Raw genomic sequence first — 26,699 nt, 5'->3', positions numbered from 1 at the left:
TTGCACGTGACCGCGAGCCTGCCCATCCGGGTTGCGCCGTTGGCGTTCGCGGGGCGGGTGGAGGTGCGGTTCGGCAACGCGTTTCCGACGGTGCTGGTCGTGGACCACGAGGCGTTGCCCCGGTTGGCTGCGGCGATTGCCGAGGGGTTGGCGGCCTTGGACGCTGCGGGCGGTGATCAGTGCTGCCGCGGTTCTGTTGTGAGCTGGCGCGGGAGGCAGCCAAAGTGGTTGATCACCTGGAAGGCCGGGCCGGGCGTCACGTGATGACGGAGGGAGCGGTGGTGGCCAAGAGCAAGCCTGACCTCTGGGCGTTGGCGAGCCGGACGTTGAAGGACGCACACGAGGCGTTGGGGAGGTTGGTGCCTGCGCCGGATGCCGCGCCGGCGGTGTCTCGGGAGTTCTACCTACGCAGCGCGAAGGTCTATGAGCGGATTGCAGAGGTGGATCAGCACCACCACGAGGCGCTGTACTGGGTCACCCGTGAGCGCGCCCTGGCGGAGGCGATCGCGGCCGACGACGAGTGCGGTGGGTCCGTCCCCGAACGAATGGGCTGGGAGGGGTAGCCGTGAGGGGCGGTGACTTGGTCGGCACCCTGCGGAATGTGGTCGTCAGCGGGTTGCCGTGGTCCAAGCGGAAGACCAAGGACGGTAGGAAGAAGACACGACCGTACGGCGTGCGGTGGGTGACTGGCACGAAGCAGCACTCGGAGTGGTTCGCGACGAAGGCGCTGGCCAACAGTTGGTGGTCGGAGTTGGCGCAGGCGCTTCGGCGGGGCGAGCCGTTCGATGCTGGAGCTGAAGCAGCGCAACTCCTTGTCCTTCCTGGAGTTCGCACAGTCCTATGTGGATGTGAAGTGGCCCGATGCGGCGACCACGACTCCGGGAGCATGGTGGAGGCACTGGTAACAGCGGCGGCGGCGTTCTTCGCGGTCGGCTACTACGCGGCGGCTCGGCCGGCTGAGGGCCTGGCGCTCCGGGAGGACGACTGCGCCCTGCCCGAGGAGGGGTGGGGCGTGCTCATGCTCGGTGAGTCGCGGCCGGCGGCGGGGAAGCGGTGGACGGACTCGGGGGAGGTTCACGACCGGCGGGGCCTCAAGCACCGGGGGCGGAAGGAGGTCCGGCAGGTGCCGATTCCGCCGGTTCTGGTCGGCATCCTGCGAGACCACCTCGACCGGTACGGCGTCGGGCCGGAGGGCAGGCTGTTCCGCTCGCCGAACGGCGGGGTGGTGTCCTCGTCCACCTACTTCCGGGTGTGGGAGGAGGCGCGCCGGTACGCCCTGACGCCCTCCCAGGTGGCCTCTCCGCTGGCCGGGCGGCCGTACGACCTTCGGCACGCCGCAGTATCGCTCTGGCTGAACGGAGGCGTTCCGGCCCCGGAGGTAGCGGAGCGTGCCGGGCACTCGGTGGACGTGCTGCTCAAGGTCTACGCGAAGTGCATCGACGGGCAGCGCGAGACGGTGAACAGGACCATCGAGGGATTGTTCGGGAAGTGACCTGCCAAGCCGTCGGGAAGGCCCTCGGATGCCCTCCGGGGGCCTTCGGCTTGGGCAGGCAGTGGGCGGATCCAGTCCGTGGTGAGTCCGTGGACCCCGGCAAACAGGGGCGGATTCCGGCTGACGGCGACTGACGGCAAAGATCAGGCCCCGGCCGCGTTGCCGCAGCTCAGGGCCTGATTCACCCGGCGAAAGGTGAGTGCCCCCGGCAGGATTCGAACCTGCGACACACGGTTTAGGAAACCGATGCTCTATCCCCTGAGCTACGAGGGCGCACCGGGCAGCGTACCGGGCCGCCGCGGGCCGGTGTCGGGTGGGTTGGGTGGCCGTCGGTCACCCGGGTGGCGGGTGGGGGTTGCCGGCTGTACCGGGTCCGCCCGGTTCGCGGGCGCGGGGTTCCGCTGTTGGGGGGAAGTGGTCGCGGTCACCTTCAAAGTGGTGGGCTGGTCGGGTAGAGACGGAGGCGGCTTTGCGACTTCGGCGGAAGACCTTCGATGAGCGGTAGACCTTGGCCTGACTTCCGGCCCGGCCCCCTGGGGGCCTTCGGGGTCTGGTGGCGGCGGCGGAGGGTTCGGGGTGGGGAGGAGTTCACCTTCGAGCCACCCTCCTCCTCGCACCAGCACCCGTTCGAGACCCCGCTGCCCAGCGCCGTGTACGGGCTGGACTTCCGGGCGCGGTTCACCGTGCACTGGCGGTTGGACCTGACCACCGGCGCCCGGCACAACGTGCCCCGCAGCGCCGCCATCAACGACATCGTCCGGCGGGCGCGGGTGGTCACCGAGCGGGCCATGCTGGTGCACCACGCGCCGCTGCAGCACCAGCTCGGCGACGAGCTGGCGGCCGAGCGGCAGGTCGAGGGCACGCACGTCTGGGCGCGGGCGGAGGGGCTGGAGCTGTCCGTCGACGAGGCCGACCTGGAGATGGCCCGCAAGCACATCGAGCTGCTGCGGACCACCACCGTCCGGCAGGCCGAGCGGGACGCCGAGCGGGCCGAGATCCGGTACCTGCGGGACGAGGTGCTGACCGACGTCTCCACCGCCACGATCTGGTGGCTGTACCGCAACGGCTACCAGGTCGAGCAGGCGGTCGCGCTGGCGCAGCAGCTCGGCGAGCTGGTGCGGATCGCCGCCCAGCGGCGCGACCGGCACTGGGCCGACACGCTGGTGAGCAGCTTCGAGAGCGCGCTGCCCCGGCTGACCGACGGGCACCGGCAGGACCTGCGGGCGCACCTGGCCAAGGCGCTGGGCATCTACGGCGGCGCCGCGGTGGCCGGCGAGTTCGCCGAGCAGGTCGGGCTGCCCCACCAGAACGGGGCGAAGCCGCTGCCGTGATTTCTCTACTGTAGGCGTGGTGAACCACAATCTGACCGAGGTGCGGGGTGCGGCCGTGGCCGGCGCCCTGCGCGTGCTGGCCCGGGTGACCCCGTTCGTCGAACCGGAGTTGATCGGCCTGCGCGAGGTGGTGGCGCCCGGTGACGTGTGCGTCGACATCGGCGCCGCGCTCGGGCTCTACACCGTGTCGCTGGCCCGCCTGGTCGGTCCACAAGGGACGGTGCACAGCGTCGAACCTCTGGTGTTCGCCCACCCGGCCCTGTCCTACCTGCTGCGCCCCAGGGAGGGGCGCAACGTCGTGCGGCACTCCGTGGCGCTGGGCGCCCGCGAGGGCCGGGACGTGATGAGCGTGCCGGTGCGGCACGGGGTGCCGGTCACCGGGCGGTCGTTCCTCACCGCCGGCGCGGACGGGCTGGGGTCCAACGCGGAGTTCGACGAGCACCTGGAGGTCGTGGTCCGGACCGACACCCTGGACCGGTTCTGCGCGGCCAACGGGATCGACCGGCTGGACTTCGTGAAGGCCGACGTCGAGGGCGCAGAGCTGCGCGTGCTGCAGGGCGGCGAGGAGACCATCGAGCGGTTGCGCCCCAAGCTCCTGCTGGAGATCGAGGAGCGCCACGTGCGGCGGTTCGGCTACCGCGCCCAGGACGTCGCCGACTGGCTCGCCGAGCGCGGCTACCGGATGCACGCGTGGCGCGGCGACGCCTGGCAGCACGTCGAGCGCGTGCGCCCCGACGTGCGCAACTACCTGTTCCTGGCCTGACGGGGGCATGAGGAAGACCCCGGTCCCTGGGGGTGGACCGGGGTCTTCCTGTGGATGGGCCTACGTGTCGTAGACCTTGAGCTCGTACAGCGAGTATCCGTACCCGGTGGCCCGTTGGATACCCGTCATTCGTACGAATCGCGCCTGCGTCGGCGGGAACGGCGCGACGTCCCGGCCGCCGTCGTCGCGTGGACCTCGCACCACCGCGCCCCGTCCGTCGACACCTCGGCCCGGTACGCCCTGGCGCGGGCCGCCTCCCGGCCGGCTCGGTGCGGTGCGGCGCGCGACGGCCGGTGTCGGTGTGCGCGCCGGACATCCCGCGCTTGCCGGTCAGCAGGCCGGCGGGCAGCACGTCGTCGGCGAAGAGCCCCGCACCGCATCGAGGTCGTCCGGTGCCTCCACTATGGACCGTGCGAAGGTCTCCAGGTCGTGGACCACCGGCTCGGGGTCACGGCGCCGTCCGGCAGCGCCCACGCCCCGCGAGTCGGCGGAGAGGGCTGCGGCGGTGGAGGAGCGGGACCGCGGTCAGGGTTCGGGTGGCGCTCCGCAGGGCGCGAAGCCCTCTCCAGGCTGGGCTGCCGTAACACACGTTACTGACAGGTAGAGAATTGCGAAAGCTATTCGCGTTCTTTGGTGGCTCGCCCGGCGCAGTGGCAGTGCTCGTCCGCGTGCCGAGGACGCGGGTAAACGACTTCCGCGACGTGTCGCCGAACGGCCGCCGGCCGGCCTCGTCACAACGAGTTCCACGACCGGCTCCGCGGCGGGCCTCGCGGCGGCGCCCGCCGCACCCGCGTCCCCCGTCCCGCCGATCCGCACCTGCGCCGACCGGTCGGCGCGACCGCCCGCCGAACCGCCGGCCGTCGTTCACCGTCGGGCGGTGCGCATCCTGGTCCACCACCGCCACCGGGAACACCGCCGACCGCGCCCCGGAGCGGGCCCGCGCCCTCGCGCGGTGGGTCCGGGGCCCGCACGTGGACCGGAACGGCCGGATCGGTTCCGGCCGGCGCGTTTCACCGGCAGTCGCAGCGGGTTCCTGCTGGAAGGCGGGCACGGCGACCCCGACGCCCCGCGGCCGACCGCGTGGTCGTCGGCGCGCACTGCCCGGGGCGGAACACCGGGGCGGTCGGCACCGGGGGCGAGGGCGCCCGGCCGCCCGCCGAACCGACGGCGCAACCCCGGCGTCGTTCCGCGTTTGCGCCCGCGCGATACGACATCCCGCCCAGCGCGATTTTCGGCCACCGCGACCACCGCGACACCCTCTACCCGGGCGACAAGCTCTACGCCCTGTTGCCGCGTCCGCGCCAGGAAGTTGCGCGGGCACTCGGCCGGCCCGACCGATTTCCTGGCAACTGTGAAAAGGACGACCTCACGCGGTTCCGTGGTGAGATAACGGTGAATTAACGTCAGCTTGCGTGTTCGTGCGCGATGCTGGGCGGGTACGAGCACGAAACGCCAAAGCGGGGAGGCGTCGTGATCAAGGTGATGCTGGCCGACGACGAAGACCTCGTCCGGTCCGGCCTTCGCATGATCCTCAGCAGCGCGGGTGACATCGAGGTCGTGGCCGAGTGCGACGACGGGCACCTGGTGGCCGACCTGGCCCGCCAGCACCGCCCGCACGTGGTGCTGCTGGACATCCGCATGAGGTCCTCGGACGGGCTCATGGCGCTGCGGCGGCTGCGCTCGATACCGGACCCGCCGCGGATCGCCATGCTGACCACGTTCGACGTGGACGAGTACGTGTCGGAGGCGCTGCGCCTGGGCGCGTCGGGCTTCCTGCTCAAGGACACCGAGCCCGAGCAGCTGGTGCGCGCGGTCCGCGACCTCGCCGTCGGCGGCGCCGTGCTCGACCCCGGCGTGGCCGCGCGCGTGCTGACCGCCGTGGCGGACGGCGAGCGGGCCGCGGAGCCCGCGCGGCGCCTGCTGGCCTCGCTGTCCGAACGGGAGCGCGAGGTGCTGGTCCTGATCGGACAGGGCATGTCCAACGCCGAGATCGGCGGGACGCTGCACCTGTCGGAGGCCACCGTGAAGGGCTACGTGTCGTCGGTGCTGGGCAAGATCGGCGCGGTGAACCGGGTGCAGGCGGCGCTGGTGGCCTTCCGGGGCGGCCTGATCGCCTGACCGCCGGGCCGGTCAGCCGCTGCGGATGCCCGGCAGGCCGACCGGCGGCTCGACCTCGACGCGGTTGCGGCCGTGCCGCTTGGCCCGGTACAGGGCCATGTCGGCGGCGGCGAACAGCTGGTCCAGCTTCGCCGGGCCCGCCGCCACCCCGATGCTGACGGTGGGGCGGCGGGTGGCGCCCAGGACCACCGTCCAGTCGTGGCCGTCCACCGCCGCGCGGATCCGCTCGGCGACGGTCGGCCCCACGTCGAGCGGATTGCCGTCGGCGTCGCCGAGCAGGACCACGAACTCGTCGCCCGCCCACCGGGCCACCAGGTCGCCCGCCCGGCACTCCCGGCGCAGCAGCCGCGCGATCTCGCGCAGCGCCGCGTCGCCCGCCGCGTGGCCGGCGTCGTCGTTGACGCCCTTGAACCAGTCGACGTCGACCAGGACCAGCCACGGCACCCGGCCGCGGGCGGCGGCGGCCTCCAGCAGGCCGGCCGCCGCGCGCTCCAGGCCGAGGCGGTTCGCCAGGCCGGTCAGCGGGTCCCGGGCGGCGGCTTCCTGGGCGGCCACGGCCAGGCGCTGGGCCTGCACGGCGACCCGGCGCTGCTCCAACGCCTGCGCGAGGCCCTCCTGGAGGGTCTCGGTGGCCGTCCGGCCCGCCGCGACCGAGCAGCGCAGCGCGGCCGACTCGCCGACCGGGTCGTTCATCCGGGCGCAGATGTCGGCCAGGTCCAGGGAGAACCGCAGCAGCAGCGACGTGTCGTTGATCGCCTGGGCCGCCGCGACCGCGCGGCTGGCCAGGGTGCGCGCCCCGGTCAGCTCGCCCTGGTCGCGGCGCACCACGGCGAGCACCCAGTTGGCCACCGCCTGGGCCCACTTGTCGTCGGCCCCGGTCGCCTGGCGCAGGGTCTCCAGGGCGGCCTCCTCCGCCGCCGCCAGCTCGCCGACGCCCGCCAGCGAGCGGCTGTACGCGCCCAGCAGCGCGCGGCGCATCTGCTGGTCGCGCACCAGCTCCAAGCCCTCGCGCAGGTGGTCCGCGGCCTCGGCGAAGATGCCCGGGGCGAGGTCCGGCGGCGAGGAGATCGCGCGGAAGTTCAGCGTGCCGCCCAGGCCCTGCAGGCAGTGGCCGAGCACCTCGGAGATGCCCGCGCGGCGCGCCACCTGCACCGACAGCCGCAGCATGTCGACCGCGGCCCGGCGGTCGCCGATGCCCTCCAGCAGGTACGCGAGGGCGTGCATGGCCTGCGCCGCGGCCGGGTTGTCGGCGTGCTCGGCGTCCAGGTCGGTCCAGCCCTCGGCGGCCAGCTCCAGCGCGAGCGGGATGCGGCCCAGCCGCCACGCCAGCTTGGCCCGGTAGACCAGCACCGCGGAGCGCGACCACCGGTCCGCGCCGGGCGGGACGCGGCTCACGACCTCGTCGAACAGCGTGTTGGCCTCCGGCAGGCGGCCGGCGTTCAGCAACGCCTTGACCTCGAGGTCCTCTTGGGGCACCGCTACCAGCGGATCTCGTTGCTCCACCCGTGCTCGACACTCCATTCCGACTCGGTGGGCGGGTACGCGGGCCCGCCCACCAGCGGTACGGCCCCAACAGGCTACCGGGACGGACGCCGCGTGTACCGCTCCTCGTGCAGCACGTCCTCCAACGGGAGCCGGTTGCGCCACCCGTGGCGCTCCAGGTCGGGGGTGTCGGGCAGGGCGTCCACCGGGCCCACGCACAGCCACGCCACCGGCCGCACGGCCGGCGGGATGCCCAGCAGGCGGCGCAGCGCGTCCTCGCGGTAGAAGCTCACCCAGCCGACGCCCAGGCCCTCGGCGGTGGCGGCGAGCCACAGGTTCTGGATCGCCAGGCACACCGAGTACAGGCCGGCGTCGGCGATCGCGTGCCTGCCCAGGACGGCGGGCGCGCCGCGCTCCGGGTCGTAGGTCACGACCACGCCCAGGGTCGACTCGAGAATGCCCTCCACCTTGATCCGGGCGAACGTCCCGGCGCGCTCGCCGTCCAGCCCGGAGGCGAACACGCTGCGCTCGGCCTGGACGTGGTCGCGGAAGGCGCGCCGGGTGTGCTCGTCGCGCACGACGATGAAGTCCCACGGCTGGGACAGGCCCACGCTGGGGGCCGCGTGCGCGGCGCAGAGCACCCGGCGCAGCACGTCCGGCGGGATGGGGGCGCCGGTGAACTCGCCCCTGGTGTCCCGGCGGCGGTGCAGCACGTCGTAGAAGCTCATTCGGACGATCGTGCCTCACGCGATCCGGTGATCTTCGCGTGCGGGCGGTGGCGTCGGTCTCAACCCGGCGTTGAATGGTCCGCCATGTCCAGGGTCGGCGGTGTGCACGGGTCCGCGCTCGGTTTCGCCGGTGGGGTGGGGGTGACGGTGGTCGCGCACCAGTGGCCTCCGGTCGCCCTGGTCCTGCTGGCGGGGGTGGTGGCGGCGGTGTCGCTGGTCACGACACCGGTGGGCGCCGCGCTGACCGCCGCGCAGTGCTGGGGCCTGTACGGCAGCTTCGTGGTCGGCTCGGCGGGCCTGCTGGTGCCGGACTGGTCCGCGCTGGCGGTGCTGGCGGCGGCCGGCGCCGCGACGTTCAGCGGCCCTGGGAGGGGTAGGGCAGCAGCGCCATCTCCCGCGCGTTCTTGATCGCGGTCGCGACCTGCCGCTGCTGCTGCGGCGTCAGCCCGGTCACGCGGCGCGAGCGGATCTTGCCGCGGTCGGAGATGAACTTGCGCAGCAGGTTGACGTCCTTCCAGTCCACAGTGGTCACGCCCTCCTTGCGCAGGAGGTTGACCCGGCGCTTGGGCGGCCGTTCGATCCTGGGCACGTGCTTCCTCCTACCGGGCCGGGCTCGCGGGCACACCCGTAGCTCACCGCCGTCCGCCGCGCCCCGCAACCGGAGGCGGTCGCCGTGACCCCGTCGGCCGACCGGGTCGAGGCGTCAGCACTGGGTGTCGCCGTCGGGGGAGTCCCGCCACTGGGCGAACGGGCGGTCCAGGGTCCAGCGCCCGCCGTCGCGGGTCAGCACCCGGTGCTCGCAGGTCCGCAGGTTCGACAGCGACTCGAACAGCTCGACGCTCCACCCGAACAGCCGCCGGCACAGCAGGCGGATGGTCAGGCCGTGCGACACCACCAGGACCGAGTCCGGGTGGTCGGGCCGCTCCGCCCGGGCCTCCAGGTCGGTGAGGAACGCGGCCAGCCGGTCGTCCACGTCCGCACCGGACTCGCCGTTGGGCAGGCGGAAGAAGAAGTGCCCGAACGCGTGCCGCTGGTGCTTGAGCACCTCCTGCCGCACCGGGTCCTGGAGGTTGCCCCAGTCCTGCTCCCGCAGCCGCGGCTCGGCGACCACGCGCTCGGCCCGCGCCCCGAGGTCCAGGGCGCGCAGGGTGGCGCGGGTGCGGACGTACGGGCTGACGTAGACGGCCACCGGCTCGTCGCCGAGCAGGGCCTTCACCCGCGGCCCGGCCTCGGCGGCCTCCCGCTCGCCGCGCGGCGTGAGGGGCAGCGCGTGGTCGGGTACCCGGCAGTACGCCAGCTCGTCGACGTTGCCCAGGCTCTGCCCGTGGCGCAGCAGGATGATCCGCACCCCGACATCGTGCCGGTGTTACAGTCCGGCGGCGTAACCGGACGGAAGGTGTCACATGATCAAGTACATCGCGCTGTACCGGAAACCGGAGAACGCCGAGGAGTTCGACGAGGCTTACTTCTCCTCCCACCTGCCCCTGGTCGCGCAGACCCCCGGCCTGCTGCGCGCCGAGGTGGCGAAGGTCGAGCGGGTGTTCGTGCCCGGCTTCCTCGGCGAGCACGAGCCGCACCTCGTGGCCGAGATGTACTTCGAGTCCGCCGCCGCCATGAAGGCCGCGTTCGCCTCGCCGCAGTGGCAGGCGGCCGGCGCGAACCTGTCCGGGATCGGCGGCCTGGACCTGGTCGCCATGTTCGCCGCGGAGGTCGTCGGAGCATGATCGCGGTGGTGATCGGCGGCGGCACGATGGGCGCGGGCATCGCGCACCTGCTGCTCGCCGGCGGGCACGAGGTGGTGCTCGCCGAGGCCGGGGCGGAGCGGGTCGCCGCCGCCCGGCGGGCCGTGGAGGCGTCGCTGGCCAAGGCCGCCGCCCGGGGCCGGCTGGATCGCGACCCCGCCGACCTGCTGGTGAACCTGACCGTGGTCGGGCGGCTGGCGCGGGTGCCCGCCGACCTGGTCGTGGAGGCCGTGCCGGAGGACCTCGACCTCAAGCGGCGGGTGCTCGCCGCGGCCGCGAGCGCCTGCCCGGACGCCGTCCTGGCCTCCAACACGTCGTCGCTGTCCATCGGCGCGCTGGCCGAGGGGCTGCCCGGCGAGCGGGTCGTCGGGATGCACTTCTTCAACCCCGTGCCGGTGCAGGAGCTGGTGGAGCTGGTCCGCCACGACGGCCTGGCGCCCGCTGTCCTGGCCAGGGCCCGCGCGTGGGCCGAGCAGCTGGGCAAGACCGTGGTCGAGGTGCGGGACTCGCCGGGGTTCGCGACCTCCCGGCTCGGCGTCGCGGTCGGCCTGGAGGCGATCCGGATGCTGGAGGAGGGCGTCGCCACCGCCGAGGACGTCGACACGGGGATGCGGCTGGGCTACGGCTGGCCGATGGGCCCGCTGCGGCTGACCGACCTGGTCGGCCTGGACGTGCGGCTGGCCATCGCCGAGCACCTGGCCGCCGAGCTAGGGCCGCGCTTCGCGCCGCCGGCGCTGCTGCGGGACAAGGTCGCGCGCGGCGAACTGGGTCGCAAGAGCGGTCGGGGCTTCTTCACCTGGTAAGCAGGACGGCGTGCTGATCAGGGAGCTGACCCACGACGACGCCGACGACGTGCGCAGGCTGCGCAAGGTCGCGTTCGGCGGCACGTCCGAGGAGGACCCGCTGCGGCCGGGCAGGCGCGGGCTGGTCGCCGAGCTGGCGGGCCGCCCGGCCGCGGTGCTGACCGTCCACGGGTTCCACCAGTTCTACGGCGGCGCGCCGGTGCCCATGGGCGGCATCGGCGGCGTCGCCGTCGACCAGTACGCGCGGGGCCGGGGCCTGGCCGGCGGCCTGCTCGACCGCGCGCTGCGGGACCTGCGCGAGCACGGGCAGCCGCTGTCGGCGCTGTACGCGACGGTGCCCGCGCTGTACCGGTCGCGCGGCTGGGAGCGCGCCGGCGTGTTCGAGTGGCTGGACGTCCCGATCGACCGGCTGCCCGCCGCGCCGAGGGTGGCGGCCCGGGCGGTGGAGCGGGGCGACCTGGCGGCCCTGCACGCCTGCTACACCGACGTGGCCTCCACCGTGGACGGGCTGCTCGACCGGACCCCGCCCGCGATCGACGTCGCCGACGTGCTCGGGCTGGACGTGGCCTCCGTCGTGCCCGGCCACGACGGCGAGCTGCGCGGGTACCTCACCGCCGAGCGCGACCGGGAGGGCCTGCGGGTGCTCGACCTGGTCGGGCGGGACGCGGCCACCCAGCTCGGCCTGCTGCGCGAGCTGACGACCTGGGCGGGCCTGCTGGACCGGGTGTCGCTGCGGGTGGTCGACCCGGCGGTGACCGGCCTGCTGACCAACCAGGGCATCCGGCACACCGTCACCACCTCGGCGTGGCTGCTGCGGGTGGTCGACCTGCCGGCGGCCGTCGCGGCGCGGGGCTGGCCCGCGGCGGCGGCGCTCAAGCCCGCCGCGGTGGACCTGGACGTGCAGGACGAGCACGCGCCGTGGCACGCGGGCAGGCAGCGGCTGGTCGTGGAGGACGGCGCGGTGCGGGTCGAGCCGGGCGGCAGCGGCGCGGTGCGGCTGCGCGCCAGGGCGCTGGGCCCGTGGTTCAGCGGGATGCAGGACAGCCACGCGCTGCGCCGCGCCGGGCTGCTCGACGGCGACGCGGCGCTGCTGGACCGGCTCGTCGGCGCGCCGGGAGTGCCCCGGTTGGCGGACTTCTTCTAGCCTCGGCGGGTGCTCACCGCCCTGGAACTGATCGGCATCGCCGCGTTCGCCGCCTCCGGCGCGGTGGCGGCGGTCCGCGCCAGGCTGGACCTGTTCGGCGTGATCGTGCTGGCCATGACCACGGCGCTGGGCGGCGGGCTGATCCGGGACATCCTGCTCGGGGTGCGTCCGCCCAGCGCCCTGGTGACGTGGCCCTACCTCGCGGTCGCCGGCGGCACCGGGCTGATCGTGTTCTGGTTTCACCCGACCGTGGAGAAGCTGCGCCGGTCGGTGCTGCTGCTGGACGCCGTCGGGCTCGGGCTGTTCGTGACCTCGGGCACGTCCACGGCGCTGCACCTGGGCGCGCCGCCGTACGCCGCGTGCCTGGTCGGGATGACCACGGGCATCGGCGGCGGCGCGGTGCGGGACGTGCTGCTGCGCGAGATCCCGCTCGTGCTGCGCCGGGAGATCTACGCGGTGGCGGCGCTGGGCGGCGCGGTGACCGTGGCGGTGGGGCACTGGCTGGGCCTGCCCGCCGGCCCGGTGGCGGTCGTGGCGTCCGCGCTGATCGTGGCGGTGCGGGTGCTGGCGCTGTGGCGCAAGTGGAACGCGCCGATCGCGCGCAGGACCGACGGCGCGTGAGGCCCGGGGGCGCCCCGGCGCGACATGACGGCCCGCTCACACCACCTTCTCAGGCGGCTCTCAGGACCACGAGCGAGACTGACCCCCATGCGCATCCTCGTTGTCGACGACGACCGGGCCGTGCGTGAGTCGCTTCGCCGCTCACTGCAGTTCAACGGCTACCAGGTGGACCTGGCCGGCGACGGCCGGCAGGCCCTCGAATCGGTCGTCGCCCAGCGTCCGGATGCGATGGTCCTGGACGTCATGATGCCCCGGCTGGACGGGCTGGAGGTGTGCCGCCGGCTGCGCAGCACCGGCGACGACCTGCCGATCCTCGTGCTCACCGCGCGGGACGCGGTGTCCGACCGGGTGTCCGGGCTGGACGCGGGCGCCGACGACTACCTGCCCAAGCCGTTCGCCCTGGAGGAGCTGCTGGCCAGGCTGCGGGCGCTGCTGCGGCGGGCGGCCTCGGACGCGGCCGAGCCCTCGGGCGCGGTGCTGCGGTTCGCCGACCTGGAGCTGGACCCGGGCACGCGGGACGTGCGGCGCGGCGAGCGGCCGATCAGCCTCACCCGCACCGAGTTCGCGCTGCTGGAGCTGTTCCTGGCGCACCCGAAGCAGGTGCTCACGCGCGGTCGCATCCTGGAGGACGTCTGGGGCTACGACTTCCCGACCTCCGGCAACGCGCTGGAGGTGTACGTGGGCTACCTGCGCCGCAAGACGGAGGCGGAGGGCGAGCCGCGCCTGCTGCACACGGTGCGCGGCGTCGGGTACGTGCTGCGGGAGACGCCTCCGTGATCAACGCCGCCGGCGAGCGGCTGCAGCGGGTCTCCCTGCGGGCCCGGGTCACCCTCCTGGCCGCGTTCTGCGTGGCGGGCGTGGTGGGCGTGGTCTCGCTGGGCGCCTACATGACCGTCAGCAGCAACCTGGACGAGCAGTTCGACCTGAGCCTGCGGGAGCGGGCCAAGGCGGCGGTGACCGCGCCCCGGGTGAACACCGACGTCACCGAGGTGCCCGGCGCGTTCCTGGCGGCCGGCGACGTGCGCATCGGCCTGCTGGAGGTCAGCGGCCAGATGTACTACCCCAAGGGGACGACCGCGCCGTCGTGGCAGCCGGACGACCTGGAGGTGGCGCGCGGCGTCCTGGCCGAGAACCTGTGGGACGACACCCGCAGCGGGTTCCGGGTGATCTCCGTGCCCTACGACGACGGCCGGGCGATGGTGATCGCCCAGTCCCTGGGGCCGCTGAACACGACGCTGGGCAAGCTGTCCGTGGTGCTGTTCGTGATCAGCGGCATCGGCGTGCTGGTCGCGGCGGCGGCGGGCACGGCCGTGGCGCGCACCGGGCTGCGGCCCGTGCAGCGGCTGACCGAGGCCACCGAGCGGGTCGCGATGACCGGCGACCTGCGGCCGATCCCGGTGACCGGTGACGACGAGCTGGCCCGGCTGACCCAGCGGTTCAACGCGATGCTCGCCGCGGTGGCCGACTCGCAGGAGCGGCAGCGGCGGCTGGTCGCCGACGCGGGCCACGAGCTGCGCACCCCGCTGACGTCCATGCGCACCAACCTGGAGCTGCTGCTGGCCTCCGAGCGGCCGGACGCGCCGACGCTGTCCGACCAGGACAAGGCGGAGATCAACGCCGACGTGCGGGCGCAGCTGGACGAGCTGACCACGCTGATCGGCGACCTGGTGGAGCTGGCCCGCGAGGACGCGCCGCAGGTGGTGCACGAGCCGGTGGACCTCGTCGAGGTGGTCGAGCGCGCCCTGGACCGCGCGCGCCGGCGGGCCCCCGCGGACGTGCGGTTCGACGTGCGGTTGCAGCCGTGGTCGCTGCTGGGCGACTCCAGCGCCCTGGAGCGGGCCGTGCTCAACCTGCTGGACAACGCGGTGAAGTTCAGCCCGTCCGACGGCGTGGTGCGGCTGGAGCTGCGCCAGCTCGGCGACGGGAGCGCGGTGCTGGAGGTGGCGGACTCCGGGCCCGGCATCGCCGACGACGACCTGCCGCACGTGTTCGAGCGCTTCTACCGCTCGTCGGAGGCGCGCACGCTGCCCGGCTCGGGGCTGGGGCTCGCGATCGTCAAGCAGGCGGCCGAGCGGCACGGCGGCGCGGCCTACGCGGGGCGCGCGCCGGAGGGCGGCGCGCTGTTCGTCCTCCGCCTGCCCGGCCGCCCGTAGCCGGGTCCGGGGCCCAACAAGAACGCACACGCCCGGCCCGTGCCGCGACACCGACCCTCGCCCGTGCCCGGCCCGTCGACGCTGTGTGGCAGCGGGGTGGTGGAGAACAACCCGAACGATCGGTTTTGTTTGCTCGTGTTGACTCGCGGGAACCCGGTGGCGACCCTGGGGGCGTGACCGGAGGACGTGCCGCGGTCGGGGCGACGCCCGTATCGTGGCTTGATCGACCACGCGGGCGCCGGGCCGCCCGCCGGGTGCGGGGCTGTCCTCGGGGAAGAGGTGTGGCGGTGCTGGCGCGGCAACGGCAAGCGGTGATCCTGGAGGAGGTGCGGCGCACGGGCGCGGTGCGGGTCGGCGACCTGGTCGTGCGCCTGGGCGTCTCGGACATGACCGTGCGCCGGGACCTGGACGTGCTGGCCGCGCGCGGGCTGGTGGAGAAGGTCTACGGCGGCGCCACCTCCGTGGTCGGCCGCAGCACCGACGAGCCGGGGTTCGAGGCCAAGTCGGTGCGCCAGCTGCCGGAGAAGGAGGCCATCGCCGCGCGGGCCGCCCGGCTGGTCCGGCCGGGCACCGCGATCGGGCTGTCCGCCGGCACCACCACGTGGACGCTGGCGCGGTTCCTCGACGACGTCCCGGACCTGACCGCGGTCACCAACTCGGTCCGCGTGGCGGACGTGCTGCAGCGCAGCGGGCGCGCCGACCGGGCGGTCGTGCTGACCGGCGGGGTGCGCACGCCGTCGGACGCGCTGGTCGGCCCGGTCGCCGTGCGGGCGCTGCGGTCGCTGCACCTGGACGTGGTGTTCCTCGGCGTGCACGGCATGGCCGAGCGCTCCGGCTTCACCACGCCCAACCTGGACGAGGGCGAGACCGACCGGGCGCTGGTCGACGCGGCCGGGCGGGTCGTCGTGGTCGCCGACCACACCAAGTGGGGCACGGTCGGCATCTCCACCATCGTCGGCCTCGACCGGGCGGACGTCCTGGTCACCGACGAGGGCCTGGCCGAGCAGGCGCGCGCCGCGCTGGCGGAGCAGGTCGGGGAACTGGTCCTGGCGCGCGTGCCGGGACGGGGAGAGGGAGGGCTCGGGTGAAGCGCACGGCGCGGAGGCTCGCCGACGGCCGGGAGATCATCTACTTCGACGACACGCCGGGCGCGCCGCCGCGGACGGCGGTGGACACCAGGGACCTGCCGCGGGCGCAGCCGCTCTCCGAGGTGCGCCGCGACCCGCTGACCGGCGAGTGGGTGGCCATCGCCGCGCACCGGCAGACCCGCACCTACAAACCGCCCGCGGACCTGTGCCCGCTGTGCCCGTCGGCGCCGGGCCGGCCCACCGAGATCCCCGAGCCGGACTACGACGTGGTGGTGTTCGAGAACCGGTTCCCCTCGTTCGCCCAGGGGGTGCCGGAACTGCCGCCCACCGTGGAGGGGATGCCGATGGTGGCGCGGGCGCCCGGCCGGGGCTACTGCGAGGTGGTGTGCTTCACCCCCGACCACGACAAGTCGTTCGGCGAGCTGCCGCCCTCGCGCGTGCGGACCGTCGTGGACGTCTGGGCGGACCGCACCGCCGCGCTGGGCGCGATGCCGGGCGTGGAGCAGGTCTTCCCGTTCGAGAACCGGGGCGAGGAGATCGGCGTCACCCTGCACCACCCGCACGGCCAGGTCTACGGCTACCCGTTCGTGACGCCCAGGACCGAGCGGGTGCTCGCCGCCGCCGCCGACTACCGGGCCCGGCACGGCCGTCCGCTGCTGGGCGACGTGCTGGCCGCCGAGCGGGCCGCCGGCACGCGCGTGGTCGGCGCGTCCGAGCACTGGACGGCGTTCGTGCCCGCCGCCGCCCGCTGGCCGGTGGAGGTGCACGTCGTGCCGCACCGCCAGGTGCCCGACCTGCCCGCGCTGACCGACGCCGAGCGCGACGACTTCGCGCACCTCTACCTGGAGGTCCTGCGCCGGCTCGACGGCCTCTACCGGCGACCGCTGCCCTACATCGCGGCGTGGCACCAGGCCCCCGTGCGCACCGGGCGCGACCTGGCGTGGCTGCGCCTGGAGGTGTTCTCCGTGCTGCGGTCCGCCGACAAGCTCAAGTACCTGGCCGGCTCGGAGTCCGGCATGGGCGTCTGGATCAACGACGCGACGCCCGAGCGGATCGCCGAACGGCTGCGCGCCGCCGGGTGACCGGCGGAGGGCGGCCGGCGCCGGGTGGCCGGCGGCGGACTCACAACTGATGCCCAGGTCTGTTTAAGGCTGCTCTCAGGCGCACACCCCAGAGTGGTGGACATGACCGAGAACGAGCCGCAGCCCGAGCCGCAGCCGAGCCCTTGGGCGAGGGGCAGCGCCGGTCGTGAGGACGCCGGGCACCGGCAGCAGGGTGCTGGTGGGCCGGACACCGGAGGGCACGGGGTCGGGCAGGGCGACCCCGTTCCACCGGGTGGCGCGCAGGGCGTTTCGCAGGGAGACGCCGTGCCGCCGCGCACCGGTGAGGCGGGTGCTCCGCAGGGGAGCGCCACGCCTCCGGTGACCGACGCGCGAGGTGCTTCGCAGGGGAGCGCCGCGCCGTCGGAGTACGGGGTGGCGGGTGCTTCGCAGGGGAGCGCCGCGCCACCGGTGAGTGGGATGCCGGGCGCTTCGCAGGGGAGCGCCGCGTCATCGGGTGTCGGGGTGCCGGGTGCTCCGCAGGGGAGCCCCGGGACCCCCGACACCGGCTCGTCCGGCGCCTGGTTCCCGGGCGCCGCGCGGCCGGAGGACGGCTGGGGCGGTGCACACCAGGGTGCGCACCAGGGTGTGCATCAGGGAGCGCACCAGGGGGCGCACCAGCCCCCGCCCGGTCCGTACTACGCGGCGCCCGGCCAAGCGCCGGCCGCCCCGCGCGCCAAGGGCCGCGGCAAGCTCCTGGCGGGGGTCACCGCGCTCGTGCTCGCCGTCGGCGGTGTCGCGGGCGGGCTCGGCGGCTACGTCGGCTACCAGGCGGCCGAGCGCTCCGCGCCGGTCACCAACGCGCTCAACGCCCCGCCGCCCGCCCAGCGGACCGGCGACGCGCCCGCCGGGTCCACCGAGCAGGTGGCGCAAAAGGTGCTGCCCACGGTGGTGCAGGTGCAGGTCAGCGGTGGCGCCGGGTCGGGCTTCGTGCTCAGCTCGGACGGGTTGGTGCTGACCAACAACCACGTGGTGGAGTCGGCCGCGAACGGCGGCGCGATCAAGGTGCAGTTCCAGGACGGCCGGTCGGCGAGCGCGCGGATCATCGGCCGCGACCCGTCGTCGGACCTGGCCGTGGTGCGGGCCGAGGGCGTCTCCGGCCTGCCCACCGCCGAACTCGGCAACTCCGGCGACCTGCGGATCGGCCAGCAGGTGGTCGCCGTCGGCTCGCCCTTCGACCTCAACGGCACGGTGACCTCGGGCATCGTCAGCTCGCTCAACCGCCCCGTGCGGGCGGGCGGCGAGGGCGGCAGCCAGGCGACCGTGCTCAACGCCATCCAGACCGACGCGGCGATCAACCCCGGCAACTCCGGCGGGCCGCTGGTGAACATGCAGGGCCAGGTCGTCGGCATCAACTCGGCGATCTACAGCCCCAACCGCACCCAGTCGTCGCAGGGCGGCTCGGTGGGCATCGGCTTCGCCATCCCCATCGACCAGGCCCGGCGCACGGCCACCGAGCTGAGCGAGACCGGCCGGGCCACGCAGACCGTGCTCGGCGTCCAGGTGACCGACGGCCCCGACGGCGGCGCGCAGGTCCGCGAGGTGACGCCGGGCGGCGCGGCCGAGCAGTCCGGCCTCCGGACGGGTGACGTGATCACCAAGTTCGGCGACCGGCCGATCGACAGCTCGGACGCCCTGGTGGCGGCCGTCCGCTCCCGTGCGCCGGGGGAGAGGGTGCAGCTCACGGTCGGCGGCAGCCGCACGGTCGACGTGACCCTGGGCAGCCAGCCCGTCGAGGTGAAGTAACCCTCGCCCGAGAGACCCCGGCTCACGTGCCCCGAGCCGGTGCAGAGGCCGCATCCCGGCGGGTGTCCCCTCGCCCCCCGGTGTGCGGCCTCGTCGTGCCCGCCGGCGGGGCGCCGGCCGGTGCGGCTGTCAGGGGCGGCTGTCAGGTGCGGCTGTCAGGTGCGGCTGTCAGGTGCGGCTGTCAGGTGCGCCACAGGCGTGGCCGGTGGAGGTGCGGTCGGGTGCTCGTGGCGGGTACCGGGCGGGTGAATCCGCACGTCACCGGATCCGGTGAAGAACGGCGTTGTCCCACGGGCGGTGGCAGCGCGACGTCGCAGAACCGCCCACTCCTCCGATTGGCTACGGTGACCCGCATGGAACGCAGCGCTCAGCGCCTCGGACGCGCCCTCGTCGTGATCGTGGACGACCGGGTGGCGCACGGCGAGCACGACGACAGCACGGGACCGCTGGTCACCGAGCTGCTGGAGGAAGCCGGGTTCATCGTCGACGGCACCGTCGCGGTGGAGGGCGAGGTCGTGGGCATCCGCGCCGCGCTCAACACCGCGGTCATCGGCGGCGTGGACCTGGTCGTCACCGTCGGCGGCACCGGCGTGTCGCCGCGCGACGTCACGCCGGACGCCACGCAGGGCGTGCTGGACCGGCCGATCGCGGGCATCGCCGAGGCGCTCCGCGCCTCGGGGCTGGCCGCGGGAGCGGTCGACGCGGGGATCTCGCGCGGTCTCGTCGGCGTGTCGGGCAGCACCCTCGTGGTGAACCTGGCGGGCTCGCGCTCGGCGGTGCGGGACGGGATGGCCACGCTGTCGGCGCTGGTGCCCTACGTCATCGAGCAGCTGTCCGGGCTCGACGAGGCATGAGCGAGCCCGGTGACGACGCCGCTGCCGCTGCCGCGAAGGAGGCGGAGCGGCGTCGTCGGCTGGCCGAGGTGTTCGGCGAGGTCCTGCCGGAGACCCCCGACGAACCCGCCGCCGAACGCCGCGACGACCGGTGGTACCTGGAGAACCGCCCGCCCCACCACGAGTAGCCGCCCCCGCCCGACCACGCCGGCGCGCACCCGGCCGCCCGGGGCCGCGGGGGTCAGGGCCGGGTGTCGTCGTGGCGCTGCCGGGCGGCCAGCAGGTCGCGGATCTCCTTGAGCAGCTCCACGTCCGTCGGCTCGGAGGGGCCGGGCTCCCTGCCCCTCTCGCGGCGTTCCTTGAGCTTGTTCATGGGCAGCACGAAGACGAAGTAGACGACCGCCGCCACGATCAGGAAGTTGATCACCGCGGTGATGATCGCGCCGAAGTCCATGACGGTCTTCTCGTTGTCGCCGAGCTGGACCGCCAGGCCGTGGACGTTGTGACCGCCGAACAGCGCGATGATCGGGTTGATCAGGTTGTTCGTGAACGCGCTGACGATCGCGCTGAACGCCGCGCCGATGACGACGGCCACCGCGAGGTCGACCACGTTGCCGCGCATGAGGAAGTCCTTGAAGCCCTTGATCACAGCCGGTTCCTCCGTTCGGGGGGAGAGTGGGGGCCAGCGGAGGGTAACGGCTCCGGTGGACCCCCGTTGCGGCACGAGCCGGCGTGTCCCCTTCCCGTCCGGTCCGAACAGGACACGACCGGATTCCGGGCCGGTGCCGGCCGCAGGCCGCCGGCGCTCCGGCCCCGCCGAGTAGACCCGGACCGCTCACCGACCGCACCGACCGCACCGACCGCACGACCGCATCGCTCGGACGGGGCCTCAGCCGGTCCGCGGCCTCGGTCCCGGGTTCGACTCCGGTGCGGACTCCGGCACCATCCTCGGCACCTCTTCCGGCGGTGTCTCCTGGGGTGTCCCGGGGGGGTGTCCTGAAGGGTTTCCGGCGTGGGCTCCGGTCAGGGTGGCGACGGTGTGGGTTCTGGTGGTGTCTTCTGCGTGGGCTCCTGAGTGGACTCCAGCGGTGTCCCCGGCGGTGTTGGCGCCGCCGCCGATCACCGCGCCGATGTCGAACGGGACCACCCGACCGAACAAGGTGATCCCCTGCCTGGCGCCGTACCCGGTGATGAAGTCCGCGCCCAGGACGCTGTTGATCCGGCGCAGCGTCGCCAGGGGCACCTTGCCGACGAGCCGGCAGCCCCCGAGCCCACCAGGGCGCTGGCGCACATCCGCTCGCGGCAGACCGGACAACCCGGCCGGGTGCTCCGGACCCGCCGCACTGCTCGCCGGGTGCTCCGGGCCAATCGCGCCGCTCGCCGGGTGCTCCGGGCCTCGTCGCACCGCCCGCAGGGAGGCGGGGGTGCGCTGCTCCACCTGGACCGGGAGGCGACGGGAGCTGCGATGTGGGCGTGAGGAACGGTCGAGCAGACCCGACCGGCCCCCGCACCGATACCGGCCTCGCACCGATACCGGCCCCTGCGCCGACACCAGACGGCCACCTGCGCGCCGTGGCCAGGAACGCCCCGGCTGCGCGGCGGTGCAAGCCGCCCGACGGCCCTGCTATCCGGCCGCCCAGCCGCCCAGCCGCCCAGCCGTCCGGCCGCCCAGCCGCCCGACCGCCTGGCCGCCCGACCGCCTGGCCGCCCGACCGCCTGGCCGCCCGACCGCCTGGCCGCCCGACCGCTTGGCCACCCGGCCACCCGACCGCCCGGCGGGCCGCGGTCGGCCTGTGGACGTGGACCGTCGTACGGGTGTCGCTGCGCACGCGAGGACCTTCGCGTGCCGATGGGGTGCGTGGGACACGCTCACTCCGCCCGGAAGTCCTCCGTGTTCGACCCGACGCGCCGTCAGCACCCCCATCAGTCGTCACAGCCGGCGCAAGGTCACCGCCAGGGGTTGGGCCAGGGATTCCGAGGCGACCCGGGTCGCGGCTTCGCGCGGCATCGACAGGAGCACCACCTCGGCGCCCCGGACCGCCACCACCGAAGCGTCGTCGGCCAGCACGGCCTGCTCCGGGCCGACCACGTCCACCCGGCTGCCGGTCCTCAGCAGGGCGGCCACCGCGTTGTCGGCCAGACGCACGGCGACCGAGGCCGTGCCCGGGTCGGCGGGGAGCAGGCGGGCGTCGGTCAGGGGCTCGCCGGACCGCGCCGCCGCCGCCAGGGCGCGGCCCGTCGCCTGCTCGCGGCTGACGGCTCCGCCTGGGGATAACTCGGGCGGCACCTGGACCGTCCGGACGTCTTCGGCGGCCAGCGGGACGCCCGCGGGCAGGTCGCGCGCGGCGACCGCCAGCGACACCGCCGGCGGGGGCGGCCAGGCCGCTACCAGGGCTGCCAGCAGGACCAACGCCAGGGCTGCGAGCTTGCGGGTGAGGTTCACGGGGTCGACGGTAGGGAAGGCCGGCGGAGGGCGGGAAGCACGAACCCCCGAGTTGTGGACAACTCGGGGGCCTGTGGACAACTCGGGTCAGGAAGCGGCTGCCGCCGGCGCCGACGAGGTCTCGCTCTTCTTCGCCGAGGACCCGGAGGAATCCGAGGACGAGGAAGACGAGGAGGACGACTCGCTCTTGGACGACTCGCTCTTCGACGACGAGCCCGAGGACGCGCGGTTGTCGGTGCGGTAGAAGCCGCTGCCCTTGAACACCACGCCCACGGCCCCGTAGAGCTTGCGCAGCTTGCCCTTGCACTCCGGGCACTCGGTCAACGCCGAGTCGGAGAAGGACTGCACCGCTTCGAACCGGTGGTCGCACTCGGTGCAGGCGTACTGGTAGGTCGGCACGGTTCGCCCCTCCGCGGGTTCTCGTTGGCACTCGGACATCACGAGTGCCAACACGATGATGCGCCGGCTGGTATACGCCGCGCAAACATGGCTGGTCAACGTCACAGCGGCAGGCGGACCACGCCGGCCCGCGGCGTCAGCACCGCGTTCATCCGGACGTCGTGCGGTTCGGCGGGCAGGTCCGGCACGAACTCCTCGTCGCGCACCAGGGCCACCAGCGGGCAGGCGGCCAGCGGCAACGACCGGTCGTAGTGGCCGCCGCCCTGCCCCAACCGCACCCCCCGGTGATCCACCGCCAGCGCCGGGACCAGCACCAACGCCGCTCCCGTGATCGCCGCCGCGCCCAGCCGCGGCCCCGCCGGCTCCCGGAGGCCGTGCGGCCCGGGGCGCAGCTCGCCGTCGTGCACGGCCCAGTCCAGCGGCGCGTCCCCGACCACGACCGGCAGCAGCACGCGGTAGCCGGCCGAGCGCAGCGACTCCAGCATCGCCGCCGACCCCGGTTCGCCCCCGATGGCGAGGTACGCGCACACCGTCCGACCGGGAACGACGTCAAAAGCAGCAACGGCCTGCAGCACCTCGGACGACAACGGCGCGGGCGCCGCTGTGCGCCGTGCGGCCCGCAGCCGGGTGCGCAGGGTGTTCTTCCGATTACGTTGATCGGACGTCATGCCGAGTAACCTTATGAACGCCGTTACGCTCATTTCCCATGAGCGCCTTCCAGACAGCAATCGTGCCCGCGGCGGGACTGGGCACGCGCTTCCTCCCGACCACCAAAGCGGTGCCCAAGGAGCTGCTGCCGGTCGTCGACACCCCCGGTATCGAACTGGTCGCCACCGAGGCCGCGCAGGCGGGCGCCACCCGGCTGGTGATCGTCACCTCCCCCGGCAAGGACGCGGTGGCCGAGTACTTCCGGCCGCAGCCCGAACTGGAACAGACGCTCGAGGCCCGCGGCAAGTCCGACCTGGTGGAGAAGGTCCGGCGCGCGCCCGGCCTGCTCCGGGTCGAGACCGCCCTGCAGGAGAAGGCCCTGGGCCTCGGCCACGCGGTCGGCTGCGCGGAGGGCAACCTGACGGGTGACGACGAGGCCGTGGCCGTGCTGCTGCCGGACGACCTGGTGCTGCCCACGGGCGTGCTGTCCCGCATGGCGGCCGTGCGCGAGCGGTTCGGGGGCAGCGTGCTGTGCGCGTTCGACATCCCCAAGGAGCAGATCTCCGCCTACGGCGTGTTCGACGTCCACGAGACGGACGACGACGACGTCAAGCGGGTCGTCGGCATGGTCGAGAAGCCCAAGCCGGAGGACGCGCCGTCCACGTACGCGGCGGCCGGCCGGTACCTGCTCGATCGGGCGGTCTTCGACGCGCTCAAGCGCATCACGCCCGGCGCGGGCGGCGAGCTCCAGCTCACCGACGCCATCGCGCTGCTGATCAACGAGGGTCACCCGGTGCACGTCGTCGTGCACCGGGGTGGGCGACACGACTTGGGCAATCCGGCGGGATTCCTCAAAGCTGCGGTTGACTTCGCACTCGAGCACCCGGACTACGGGCCCGAGCTGGGGGAGTGGTTGCGGGAACGCCTCGGCAACTCCTGAACGAGGGTCGACACATGAGGTCAGTGGACGAGCAGCTAGCCAAGGTGATCGCCGCCGCCGTGCGGCCGGCGCCGGTGCGCGTGGCGATCTCCGAGTCGCAGGGCCTGCTCTGCGCCGAGGAGGTCGTCGCGGAACGGGCGTTGCCCGGTTTCGACCAGGCGGCGGTGGACGGCTACGCGGTGCGCAGCGTGGACGTGCAGGCCGCGAGCGAGGAACCGGTGCAGCTGCCGGTGGTCGGCGAGATCCCCGCGGGGTCGCGCCAGCCCAGACGGCTGCAGCCCGGCCAGGCCGTCCGGGTGGCCACCGGCGCGCCGCTGCCGACCCTGGCCGACGCCGTGGTGCCCGTCGGCTTCACCGACGGGCACGCGGCCAAGGTGACCGTGCAGCGGCCCGTGCCCTCCGCCGGGTTCGTGCGGCGGACCGGCGAGGACGTGCAGACCGGTGACGTCGCGGTGCGCCGCGGCGCGACCATCGGCGCGGCCCAGGTGGGGCTGCTCGCCGCGGTCGGGCGCAACAAGGTGCTCGTCCACCCGAGGCCGCGGGTCTCGGTGATCTCGGTCGGCGAGGAGCTGGTCGACGTCGACCGCGCGCCCGGCCAGGGCCAGGTCTACGACGTCAACTCCTACGCGCTGGCCGCCGCCGCGCGGGACGCCGGCGCCGAGGTCAGCCGGGTCGGCATCCTCTCCGCCGACCCGCGCCGGCTGCGCGAGGTCGTCGAGGGCCGGCTGCTGCTGTCGGAGGTCGTGGTCGTCGCGGGCGGCGTCGGCGGCGTGGTGGGCGACGAGGTGCGGGCCGCGCTGGCCGACCTCGGCGACGTGGACGTCACGCGGGTGGCCATGCACCCCGGCTCCGTGCAGGGCTTCGGCCGGCTCGGGCCGGACGCGGTGCCGACGTTCCTGCTGCCCGCCAACCCGATGAGCGCCCTGGTGGTGTTCGAGGTGCTGGTCCGCCCGCTGATCCGGGCCGCGCTGGGCAAGCGCAACCCGTACCGGCGGGCGGTGGGCGCCCGGCTGCTGTCGCCGCTGACCTCCACCAAGGGCCGGCGCGGCTACCTGCGGGGCCAGTTGCTGCGCGACGCGGAGAGCGGGGAGTACCTGGTGCAGCCGCTGGGCATCTCCGGCTCGCACCTGCTGGCGTCGCTGGCCGAGGCGAACTGCCTGATCATGGTCGACGAGGACGTGACCGACGTCTCCGTGGGCGAGGAGGTGACGGTCAGCTTCCTGGCCCAGAAGAGTTGAACCCGGCAGGGTCGAACCCGACGGGGTCGATCTCTGGTGGGCTGGGCTGGGAGGAGCCGGGTCGGGCGCGGACCCGGGGTGGGCCGGTCTCGGAAGGGCCGCGCCCGGTGGAGCCGGGTGCGGGTCGCGGCGGAGGGGCAGAGGGACGGATGGCTTCGGGTCCGGCGTGGGAGGGCGGCAGGCACCCCGGCTGGCCCGCGCGGCTCGGTCCGCTGCGGGTGGACGCCGGCGTCGTCGCGCTGCGCCCGCCGAAGCTGTTCGACGCCTCCGCGTGGTCCCGCCTCCGGCTGCGCGACCAGGTCTACCTGGAGAACTGGGAGCCCACCGCGGTCGACGGCTGGTCGGAGCGCAACTCGGCGCTGTCGTGGCCGCCGCAGTGGTCGTCGCTGAAGGCGCTGGCCCGGCGCGGCCAGGCGCTGCCGTTCGTGATCACCGTGGACGGCGAGCTGGCCGGGCAGATCACCGTGGGCAACGTCGTGCGCGGGTCGCTGCGGTCGGCCTGGGTCGGCTACTGGGTGGCCGCGGACCGGGCCGGGGGCGGCGTCGCCACCGCGGCGCTCGCGCTGGTCGTGGACCACTGCTTCGGCGAGGGCGGGCTGCACCGGCTGGAGGCCACCGTGCGGCCGGAGAACGCGCCGAGCGTGCGGGTGCTGACCAAGGCCGGGTTCCGCGAGGAGGGGCTGTTCCGGCGCTACCTCGACGTGGCCGGCGACTGGCGGGACCACCTGTGCTTCGCGCTGACCGCCGAGGAGACCTCACCGGAGGGTTTGGTACGCCGATTGGTTGCTCAGGGGTACGTCCGAACTGCCTGATCACAGGGCCGAGCAGCGCAGTTCGCTCACCCGAAAGTGGGTGATAGACCACACTTTGGTACGTACGCCGGTCGGCGAGCCTCCGAGACAGGTGTGACTGTTGTGGCTAGCGTGGCGTACGCGGTTCGCGTGCCACGGGGCAGGGGGAGGTGACGGGGATGCCGAGCTCGCTGATCGTCGTGGGACTGGTGGTGGCCTGGCTGGTCGTCCTCGTCCCGATGGTCGCGCGCAAGCGCGCCGACGCGCGGAGCAGCATGGAGGAGGAGTACGACGCCATGCCTGATGCCGAGTACGACGACTACGAGGACTTCGCCGACCACGCCCCGGACTTCGAGGAGGAGTGGGCCCACCGGCCCTACCGCCCCGGCCGCGGCGGGTACGACCCGGAGAGCGCCGCCATCGTCGCGCAGGCGAAGTACGCGTTCCGCCGCCGCGTCGTCGGCACGCTGCTGCTGGTGGCGATCGTCACGGGCGTCGTCGCGGGCGCGCTGTACTCGCTGGTGTGGTGGGGTCACGCGGCGGTCGACCTGGCCCTCGTCGGCTACCTCGGCTACCTGCGCCGCCAGGTCCGCATCGAGGAGGAGGTCCGCGCGCGCCGGCAGGCCCGGCTCGCCCAGGCCCGCCGCCGGCCCGCGCGCCCGGTCGCGGACGAGCGCGCCGCCGAGGACGAGGAGCACGAGGAGTCCGGCCTGGCGCCGCAGCCGCGCTTCCAGCACCACGTCCGCCCCGGCACCGTCGTGGTCGACGCGGACGACGAGGACCCGGTGTTCGTCGAGCTGGACGGCCCGGAGACCCTCCCGTACCGGCGGGCGGTGGGCGAGTAGAGGGGGGTGGCGGAACCACCCCCCGACTACTGATATGCTTCCCCCGCACGACGCGAGAGCGACAAAAGAACACGGGGCTGTAGCGCAGTTGGTAGCGCGACTCGTTCGCATCGAGTAGGTCAGGGGTTCGATTCCCCTCAGCTCCACGGGCTCGGGTGAGGTGTGTTCGCGGAAAGCGCGAACCATCTCGCCCGTTGTGCTTTGTGGGGGTGCAACCCCCACGCCCCGCCCGGCGGGCTTCGCCCCCGGAC

General features: G+C 74.1%; 31 protein-coding genes and 2 tRNA genes. 23 read left to right on the top strand and 10 right to left on the bottom strand.

Going from position 1 to position 26,699, the window contains the following annotated elements; translation table 11 throughout:
* Positions 1–6 precede the first annotated feature (6 nt).
* From JOE68_RS12170 to JOE68_RS12160, 3 genes are all read left to right on the top strand, one after another.
* Positions 7–264: a hypothetical protein gene (locus tag JOE68_RS12170; protein ID WP_204842465.1), complete on the top strand. Its 258-nt coding sequence runs from the start codon at positions 7–9 to the stop codon at positions 262–264.
* Between the two features lie 17 nt (positions 265–281).
* Positions 282–563: an AMED_5909 family protein gene (locus JOE68_RS12165; RefSeq protein ID WP_307819645.1), complete on the top strand. Its 282-nt coding sequence runs from the start codon at positions 282–284 to the stop codon at positions 561–563.
* Between the two features lie 323 nt (positions 564–886).
* A complete protein-coding gene (locus JOE68_RS12160) occupies positions 887–1,492 on the top strand; it encodes a tyrosine-type recombinase/integrase (protein WP_204842463.1) in 606 nt (201 codons plus the stop codon).
* Positions 1,493–1,692: 200 nt separating this feature from the next.
* Here JOE68_RS12160 and JOE68_RS12155 read toward each other — a convergent pair.
* Positions 1,693–1,765, bottom strand: a tRNA-Arg gene (locus JOE68_RS12155).
* 221 nt (positions 1,766–1,986) lie between these two features.
* On the opposite strand from JOE68_RS12155, the gene JOE68_RS12150 reads away from it, so the two are divergent.
* The 3 genes from JOE68_RS12150 to JOE68_RS12140 all read left to right on the top strand — a co-directional run bounded on the left by JOE68_RS12150 (position 1,987) and on the right by JOE68_RS12140 (position 5,704).
* Positions 1,987–2,823, top strand: a complete 837-nt coding sequence (locus JOE68_RS12150; RefSeq protein ID WP_204842462.1) for a hypothetical protein — start codon at positions 1,987–1,989, stop codon at positions 2,821–2,823.
* A 19-nt stretch (positions 2,824–2,842) separates the two neighbouring features.
* Positions 2,843–3,586 carry an FkbM family methyltransferase gene (locus tag JOE68_RS12145; protein ID WP_204842461.1) on the top strand — a complete coding sequence of 248 codons (744 nt, stop codon included), beginning with the start codon at positions 2,843–2,845 and terminating at the stop codon, positions 3,584–3,586.
* Positions 3,587–5,056: 1,470 nt separating this feature from the next.
* The gene (locus tag JOE68_RS12140) at positions 5,057–5,704 is read left to right on the top strand and encodes a response regulator (RefSeq protein ID WP_204842460.1); all 648 of its coding nucleotides are present in this window, start codon (positions 5,057–5,059) and stop codon (positions 5,702–5,704) included.
* A 12-nt stretch (positions 5,705–5,716) separates the two neighbouring features.
* Here the strand turns inward: JOE68_RS12140 and JOE68_RS12135 are convergent, their stop codons facing one another.
* Entirely contained in the window at positions 5,717–7,180 is a 1,464-nt protein-coding gene (locus JOE68_RS12135) for a GGDEF domain-containing protein (RefSeq protein ID WP_307819644.1), read from the bottom strand.
* Between the two features lie 101 nt (positions 7,181–7,281).
* Positions 7,282–7,914 (bottom strand): 5,6-dimethylbenzimidazole synthase, encoded by a 633-nt coding sequence (gene bluB / locus JOE68_RS12130; RefSeq protein ID WP_204842458.1) that lies wholly within the window; start codon positions 7,912–7,914, stop codon positions 7,282–7,284.
* Positions 7,915–7,998: 84 nt separating this feature from the next.
* Between bluB and JOE68_RS12125 the strand changes: the two genes are divergently transcribed.
* Positions 7,999–8,322, top strand: a complete 324-nt coding sequence (locus JOE68_RS12125; RefSeq protein WP_204842457.1) for a hypothetical protein — start codon at positions 7,999–8,001, stop codon at positions 8,320–8,322.
* On the opposite strand, the gene rpsR is transcribed toward JOE68_RS12125, so the two are convergent.
* Positions 8,270–8,503, bottom strand: a complete 234-nt coding sequence (rpsR, locus tag JOE68_RS12120) for a 30S ribosomal protein S18 (protein WP_204842456.1) — start codon at positions 8,501–8,503, stop codon at positions 8,270–8,272. The two genes, JOE68_RS12125 and rpsR, sit on opposite strands and share 53 nt — an antisense overlap.
* A gap of 114 nt (positions 8,504–8,617) precedes the next feature.
* Positions 8,618–9,262, bottom strand: coding sequence for a histidine phosphatase family protein (locus tag JOE68_RS12115; RefSeq protein WP_204842455.1), 645 nt, complete (start codon positions 9,260–9,262; stop codon positions 8,618–8,620).
* A gap of 55 nt (positions 9,263–9,317) precedes the next feature.
* On the opposite strand from JOE68_RS12115, the gene JOE68_RS12110 reads away from it, so the two are divergent.
* From JOE68_RS12110 to JOE68_RS12060, 11 genes are all read left to right on the top strand, one after another.
* Positions 9,318–9,638 (top strand): EthD family reductase, encoded by a 321-nt coding sequence (locus JOE68_RS12110; RefSeq protein ID WP_204842454.1) that lies wholly within the window; start codon positions 9,318–9,320, stop codon positions 9,636–9,638.
* On the top strand, positions 9,635–10,459 hold the full coding sequence (locus JOE68_RS12105; protein WP_204842453.1) for a 3-hydroxyacyl-CoA dehydrogenase family protein: 825 nt from the start codon (positions 9,635–9,637) through the stop codon (positions 10,457–10,459). Before JOE68_RS12110 ends, JOE68_RS12105 begins: the two co-directional genes overlap by 4 nt.
* Positions 10,460–10,469: 10 nt before the next feature.
* The gene (locus JOE68_RS12100) at positions 10,470–11,603 is read left to right on the top strand and encodes a GNAT family N-acetyltransferase (protein WP_204842452.1); all 1,134 of its coding nucleotides are present in this window, start codon (positions 10,470–10,472) and stop codon (positions 11,601–11,603) included.
* A 9-nt stretch (positions 11,604–11,612) separates the two neighbouring features.
* The gene (locus tag JOE68_RS12095) at positions 11,613–12,224 is read left to right on the top strand and encodes a trimeric intracellular cation channel family protein (RefSeq protein WP_204842451.1); all 612 of its coding nucleotides are present in this window, start codon (positions 11,613–11,615) and stop codon (positions 12,222–12,224) included.
* Positions 12,225–12,311: 87 nt separating this feature from the next.
* Positions 12,312–13,001: a response regulator transcription factor gene (locus JOE68_RS12090; protein WP_204842450.1), complete on the top strand. Its 690-nt coding sequence runs from the start codon at positions 12,312–12,314 to the stop codon at positions 12,999–13,001.
* Positions 12,998–14,377, top strand: a complete 1,380-nt coding sequence (locus JOE68_RS12085; RefSeq protein WP_204842449.1) for a HAMP domain-containing sensor histidine kinase — start codon at positions 12,998–13,000, stop codon at positions 14,375–14,377. Before JOE68_RS12090 ends, JOE68_RS12085 begins: the two co-directional genes overlap by 4 nt.
* Positions 14,378–14,664: 287 nt before the next feature.
* On the top strand, positions 14,665–15,465 hold the full coding sequence (locus JOE68_RS12080; RefSeq protein WP_204842448.1) for a DeoR/GlpR family DNA-binding transcription regulator: 801 nt from the start codon (positions 14,665–14,667) through the stop codon (positions 15,463–15,465).
* Positions 15,462–16,547, top strand: coding sequence for a galactose-1-phosphate uridylyltransferase (galT, locus tag JOE68_RS12075; protein WP_204842447.1), 1,086 nt, complete (start codon positions 15,462–15,464; stop codon positions 16,545–16,547). Before JOE68_RS12080 ends, galT begins: the two co-directional genes overlap by 4 nt.
* A 606-nt stretch (positions 16,548–17,153) precedes the next feature.
* On the top strand, positions 17,154–18,311 hold the full coding sequence (locus tag JOE68_RS12070) for a S1C family serine protease (RefSeq protein WP_307819643.1): 1,158 nt from the start codon (positions 17,154–17,156) through the stop codon (positions 18,309–18,311).
* A 353-nt stretch (positions 18,312–18,664) separates the two neighbouring features.
* On the top strand, positions 18,665–19,165 hold the full coding sequence (locus JOE68_RS12065; RefSeq protein WP_015098113.1) for a MogA/MoaB family molybdenum cofactor biosynthesis protein: 501 nt from the start codon (positions 18,665–18,667) through the stop codon (positions 19,163–19,165).
* On the top strand, positions 19,162–19,332 hold the full coding sequence (locus tag JOE68_RS12060; RefSeq protein WP_204842445.1) for a hypothetical protein: 171 nt from the start codon (positions 19,162–19,164) through the stop codon (positions 19,330–19,332). The genes JOE68_RS12065 and JOE68_RS12060 overlap by 4 nt, the downstream gene beginning before the upstream one ends.
* A 53-nt stretch (positions 19,333–19,385) precedes the next feature.
* Here the strand turns inward: JOE68_RS12060 and mscL are convergent, their stop codons facing one another.
* The 5 genes from mscL to JOE68_RS12040 form a co-directional block, all read right to left on the bottom strand.
* Positions 19,386–19,793: a large-conductance mechanosensitive channel protein MscL gene (gene mscL, locus JOE68_RS12055; protein ID WP_204842444.1), complete on the bottom strand. Its 408-nt coding sequence runs from the start codon at positions 19,791–19,793 to the stop codon at positions 19,386–19,388.
* Between the two features lie 240 nt (positions 19,794–20,033).
* On the bottom strand, positions 20,034–20,672 hold the full coding sequence (locus JOE68_RS32445; protein WP_372443357.1) for a leucine zipper domain-containing protein: 639 nt from the start codon (positions 20,670–20,672) through the stop codon (positions 20,034–20,036).
* A gap of 402 nt (positions 20,673–21,074) precedes the next feature.
* Entirely contained in the window at positions 21,075–21,587 is a 513-nt protein-coding gene (locus tag JOE68_RS12050) for an SAF domain-containing protein (protein WP_204842443.1), read from the bottom strand.
* A gap of 87 nt (positions 21,588–21,674) precedes the next feature.
* Complete coding sequence (locus tag JOE68_RS12045; protein ID WP_204842442.1) at positions 21,675–21,986, bottom strand: FmdB family zinc ribbon protein; 312 nt, start codon at positions 21,984–21,986, stop codon at positions 21,675–21,677.
* A gap of 101 nt (positions 21,987–22,087) precedes the next feature.
* The gene (locus JOE68_RS12040; protein ID WP_204842441.1) at positions 22,088–22,654 is read right to left on the bottom strand and encodes a 5-formyltetrahydrofolate cyclo-ligase; all 567 of its coding nucleotides are present in this window, start codon (positions 22,652–22,654) and stop codon (positions 22,088–22,090) included.
* Positions 22,655–22,692: 38 nt separating this feature from the next.
* On the opposite strand from JOE68_RS12040, the gene JOE68_RS12035 reads away from it, so the two are divergent.
* The 5 genes from JOE68_RS12035 to JOE68_RS12015 all read left to right on the top strand — a co-directional run bounded on the left by JOE68_RS12035 (position 22,693) and on the right by JOE68_RS12015 (position 26,594).
* Entirely contained in the window at positions 22,693–23,574 is an 882-nt protein-coding gene (locus JOE68_RS12035; protein WP_204842440.1) for a UTP--glucose-1-phosphate uridylyltransferase, read from the top strand.
* Between the two features lie 14 nt (positions 23,575–23,588).
* The gene (gene glp, locus JOE68_RS12030; protein ID WP_204842439.1) at positions 23,589–24,812 is read left to right on the top strand and encodes a molybdotransferase-like divisome protein Glp; all 1,224 of its coding nucleotides are present in this window, start codon (positions 23,589–23,591) and stop codon (positions 24,810–24,812) included.
* 149 nt (positions 24,813–24,961) lie between these two features.
* Entirely contained in the window at positions 24,962–25,624 is a 663-nt protein-coding gene (locus tag JOE68_RS12025) for a GNAT family N-acetyltransferase (RefSeq protein WP_204842438.1), read from the top strand.
* Positions 25,625–25,782: 158 nt separating this feature from the next.
* Positions 25,783–26,448 carry a divisome protein SepX/GlpR gene (sepX, locus tag JOE68_RS12020; RefSeq protein WP_204842437.1) on the top strand — a complete coding sequence of 222 codons (666 nt, stop codon included), beginning with the start codon at positions 25,783–25,785 and terminating at the stop codon, positions 26,446–26,448.
* A 73-nt stretch (positions 26,449–26,521) separates the two neighbouring features.
* Positions 26,522–26,594 (top strand) — tRNA-Ala (locus tag JOE68_RS12015).
* Positions 26,595–26,699 lie beyond the last annotated feature (105 nt).

The organism is Saccharothrix algeriensis, assembly GCF_016907655.1.
GTDB classification, from domain to species: domain Bacteria; phylum Actinomycetota; class Actinomycetes; order Mycobacteriales; family Pseudonocardiaceae; genus Actinosynnema; species Actinosynnema algeriense.
This window is presented reverse-complemented; position numbering and strand designations above follow the sequence as displayed.

Excerpts from the sequence above, each read along its gene's own strand:
- JOE68_RS12065 (WP_015098113.1), top strand. The coding sequence starts at position 18,665 with ATGGAACGCAGCGCTCAGCGCCTCGGACGCGCCCTCGTCGTGATCGTG.
- JOE68_RS12110 (WP_204842454.1), top strand. The coding sequence starts at position 9,318 with ATGATCAAGTACATCGCGCTGTACCGGAAACCGGAGAACGCCGAGGAG.
- JOE68_RS12025 (WP_204842438.1), top strand. The coding sequence starts at position 24,962 with ATGGCTTCGGGTCCGGCGTGGGAGGGCGGCAGGCACCCCGGCTGGCCC.
- JOE68_RS12105 (WP_204842453.1), top strand. The coding sequence starts at position 9,635 with ATGATCGCGGTGGTGATCGGCGGCGGCACGATGGGCGCGGGCATCGCG.
- JOE68_RS12090 (WP_204842450.1), top strand. The coding sequence starts at position 12,312 with ATGCGCATCCTCGTTGTCGACGACGACCGGGCCGTGCGTGAGTCGCTT.
- glp (WP_204842439.1), top strand. The coding sequence starts at position 23,589 with ATGAGGTCAGTGGACGAGCAGCTAGCCAAGGTGATCGCCGCCGCCGTG.
- sepX (WP_204842437.1), top strand. The coding sequence starts at position 25,783 with ATGCCGAGCTCGCTGATCGTCGTGGGACTGGTGGTGGCCTGGCTGGTC.
- JOE68_RS12040 (WP_204842441.1), bottom strand. The coding sequence starts at position 22,654 with ATGACGTCCGATCAACGTAATCGGAAGAACACCCTGCGCACCCGGCTG.
- JOE68_RS12125 (WP_204842457.1), top strand. The coding sequence starts at position 7,999 with ATGTCCAGGGTCGGCGGTGTGCACGGGTCCGCGCTCGGTTTCGCCGGT.
- bluB (WP_204842458.1), bottom strand. The coding sequence starts at position 7,914 with ATGAGCTTCTACGACGTGCTGCACCGCCGCCGGGACACCAGGGGCGAG.
- JOE68_RS12035 (WP_204842440.1), top strand. The coding sequence starts at position 22,693 with ATGAGCGCCTTCCAGACAGCAATCGTGCCCGCGGCGGGACTGGGCACG.
- JOE68_RS12060 (WP_204842445.1), top strand. The coding sequence starts at position 19,162 with ATGAGCGAGCCCGGTGACGACGCCGCTGCCGCTGCCGCGAAGGAGGCG.
- JOE68_RS12150 (WP_204842462.1), top strand. The coding sequence starts at position 1,987 with ATGAGCGGTAGACCTTGGCCTGACTTCCGGCCCGGCCCCCTGGGGGCC.
- JOE68_RS12160 (WP_204842463.1), top strand. The coding sequence starts at position 887 with ATGGTGGAGGCACTGGTAACAGCGGCGGCGGCGTTCTTCGCGGTCGGC.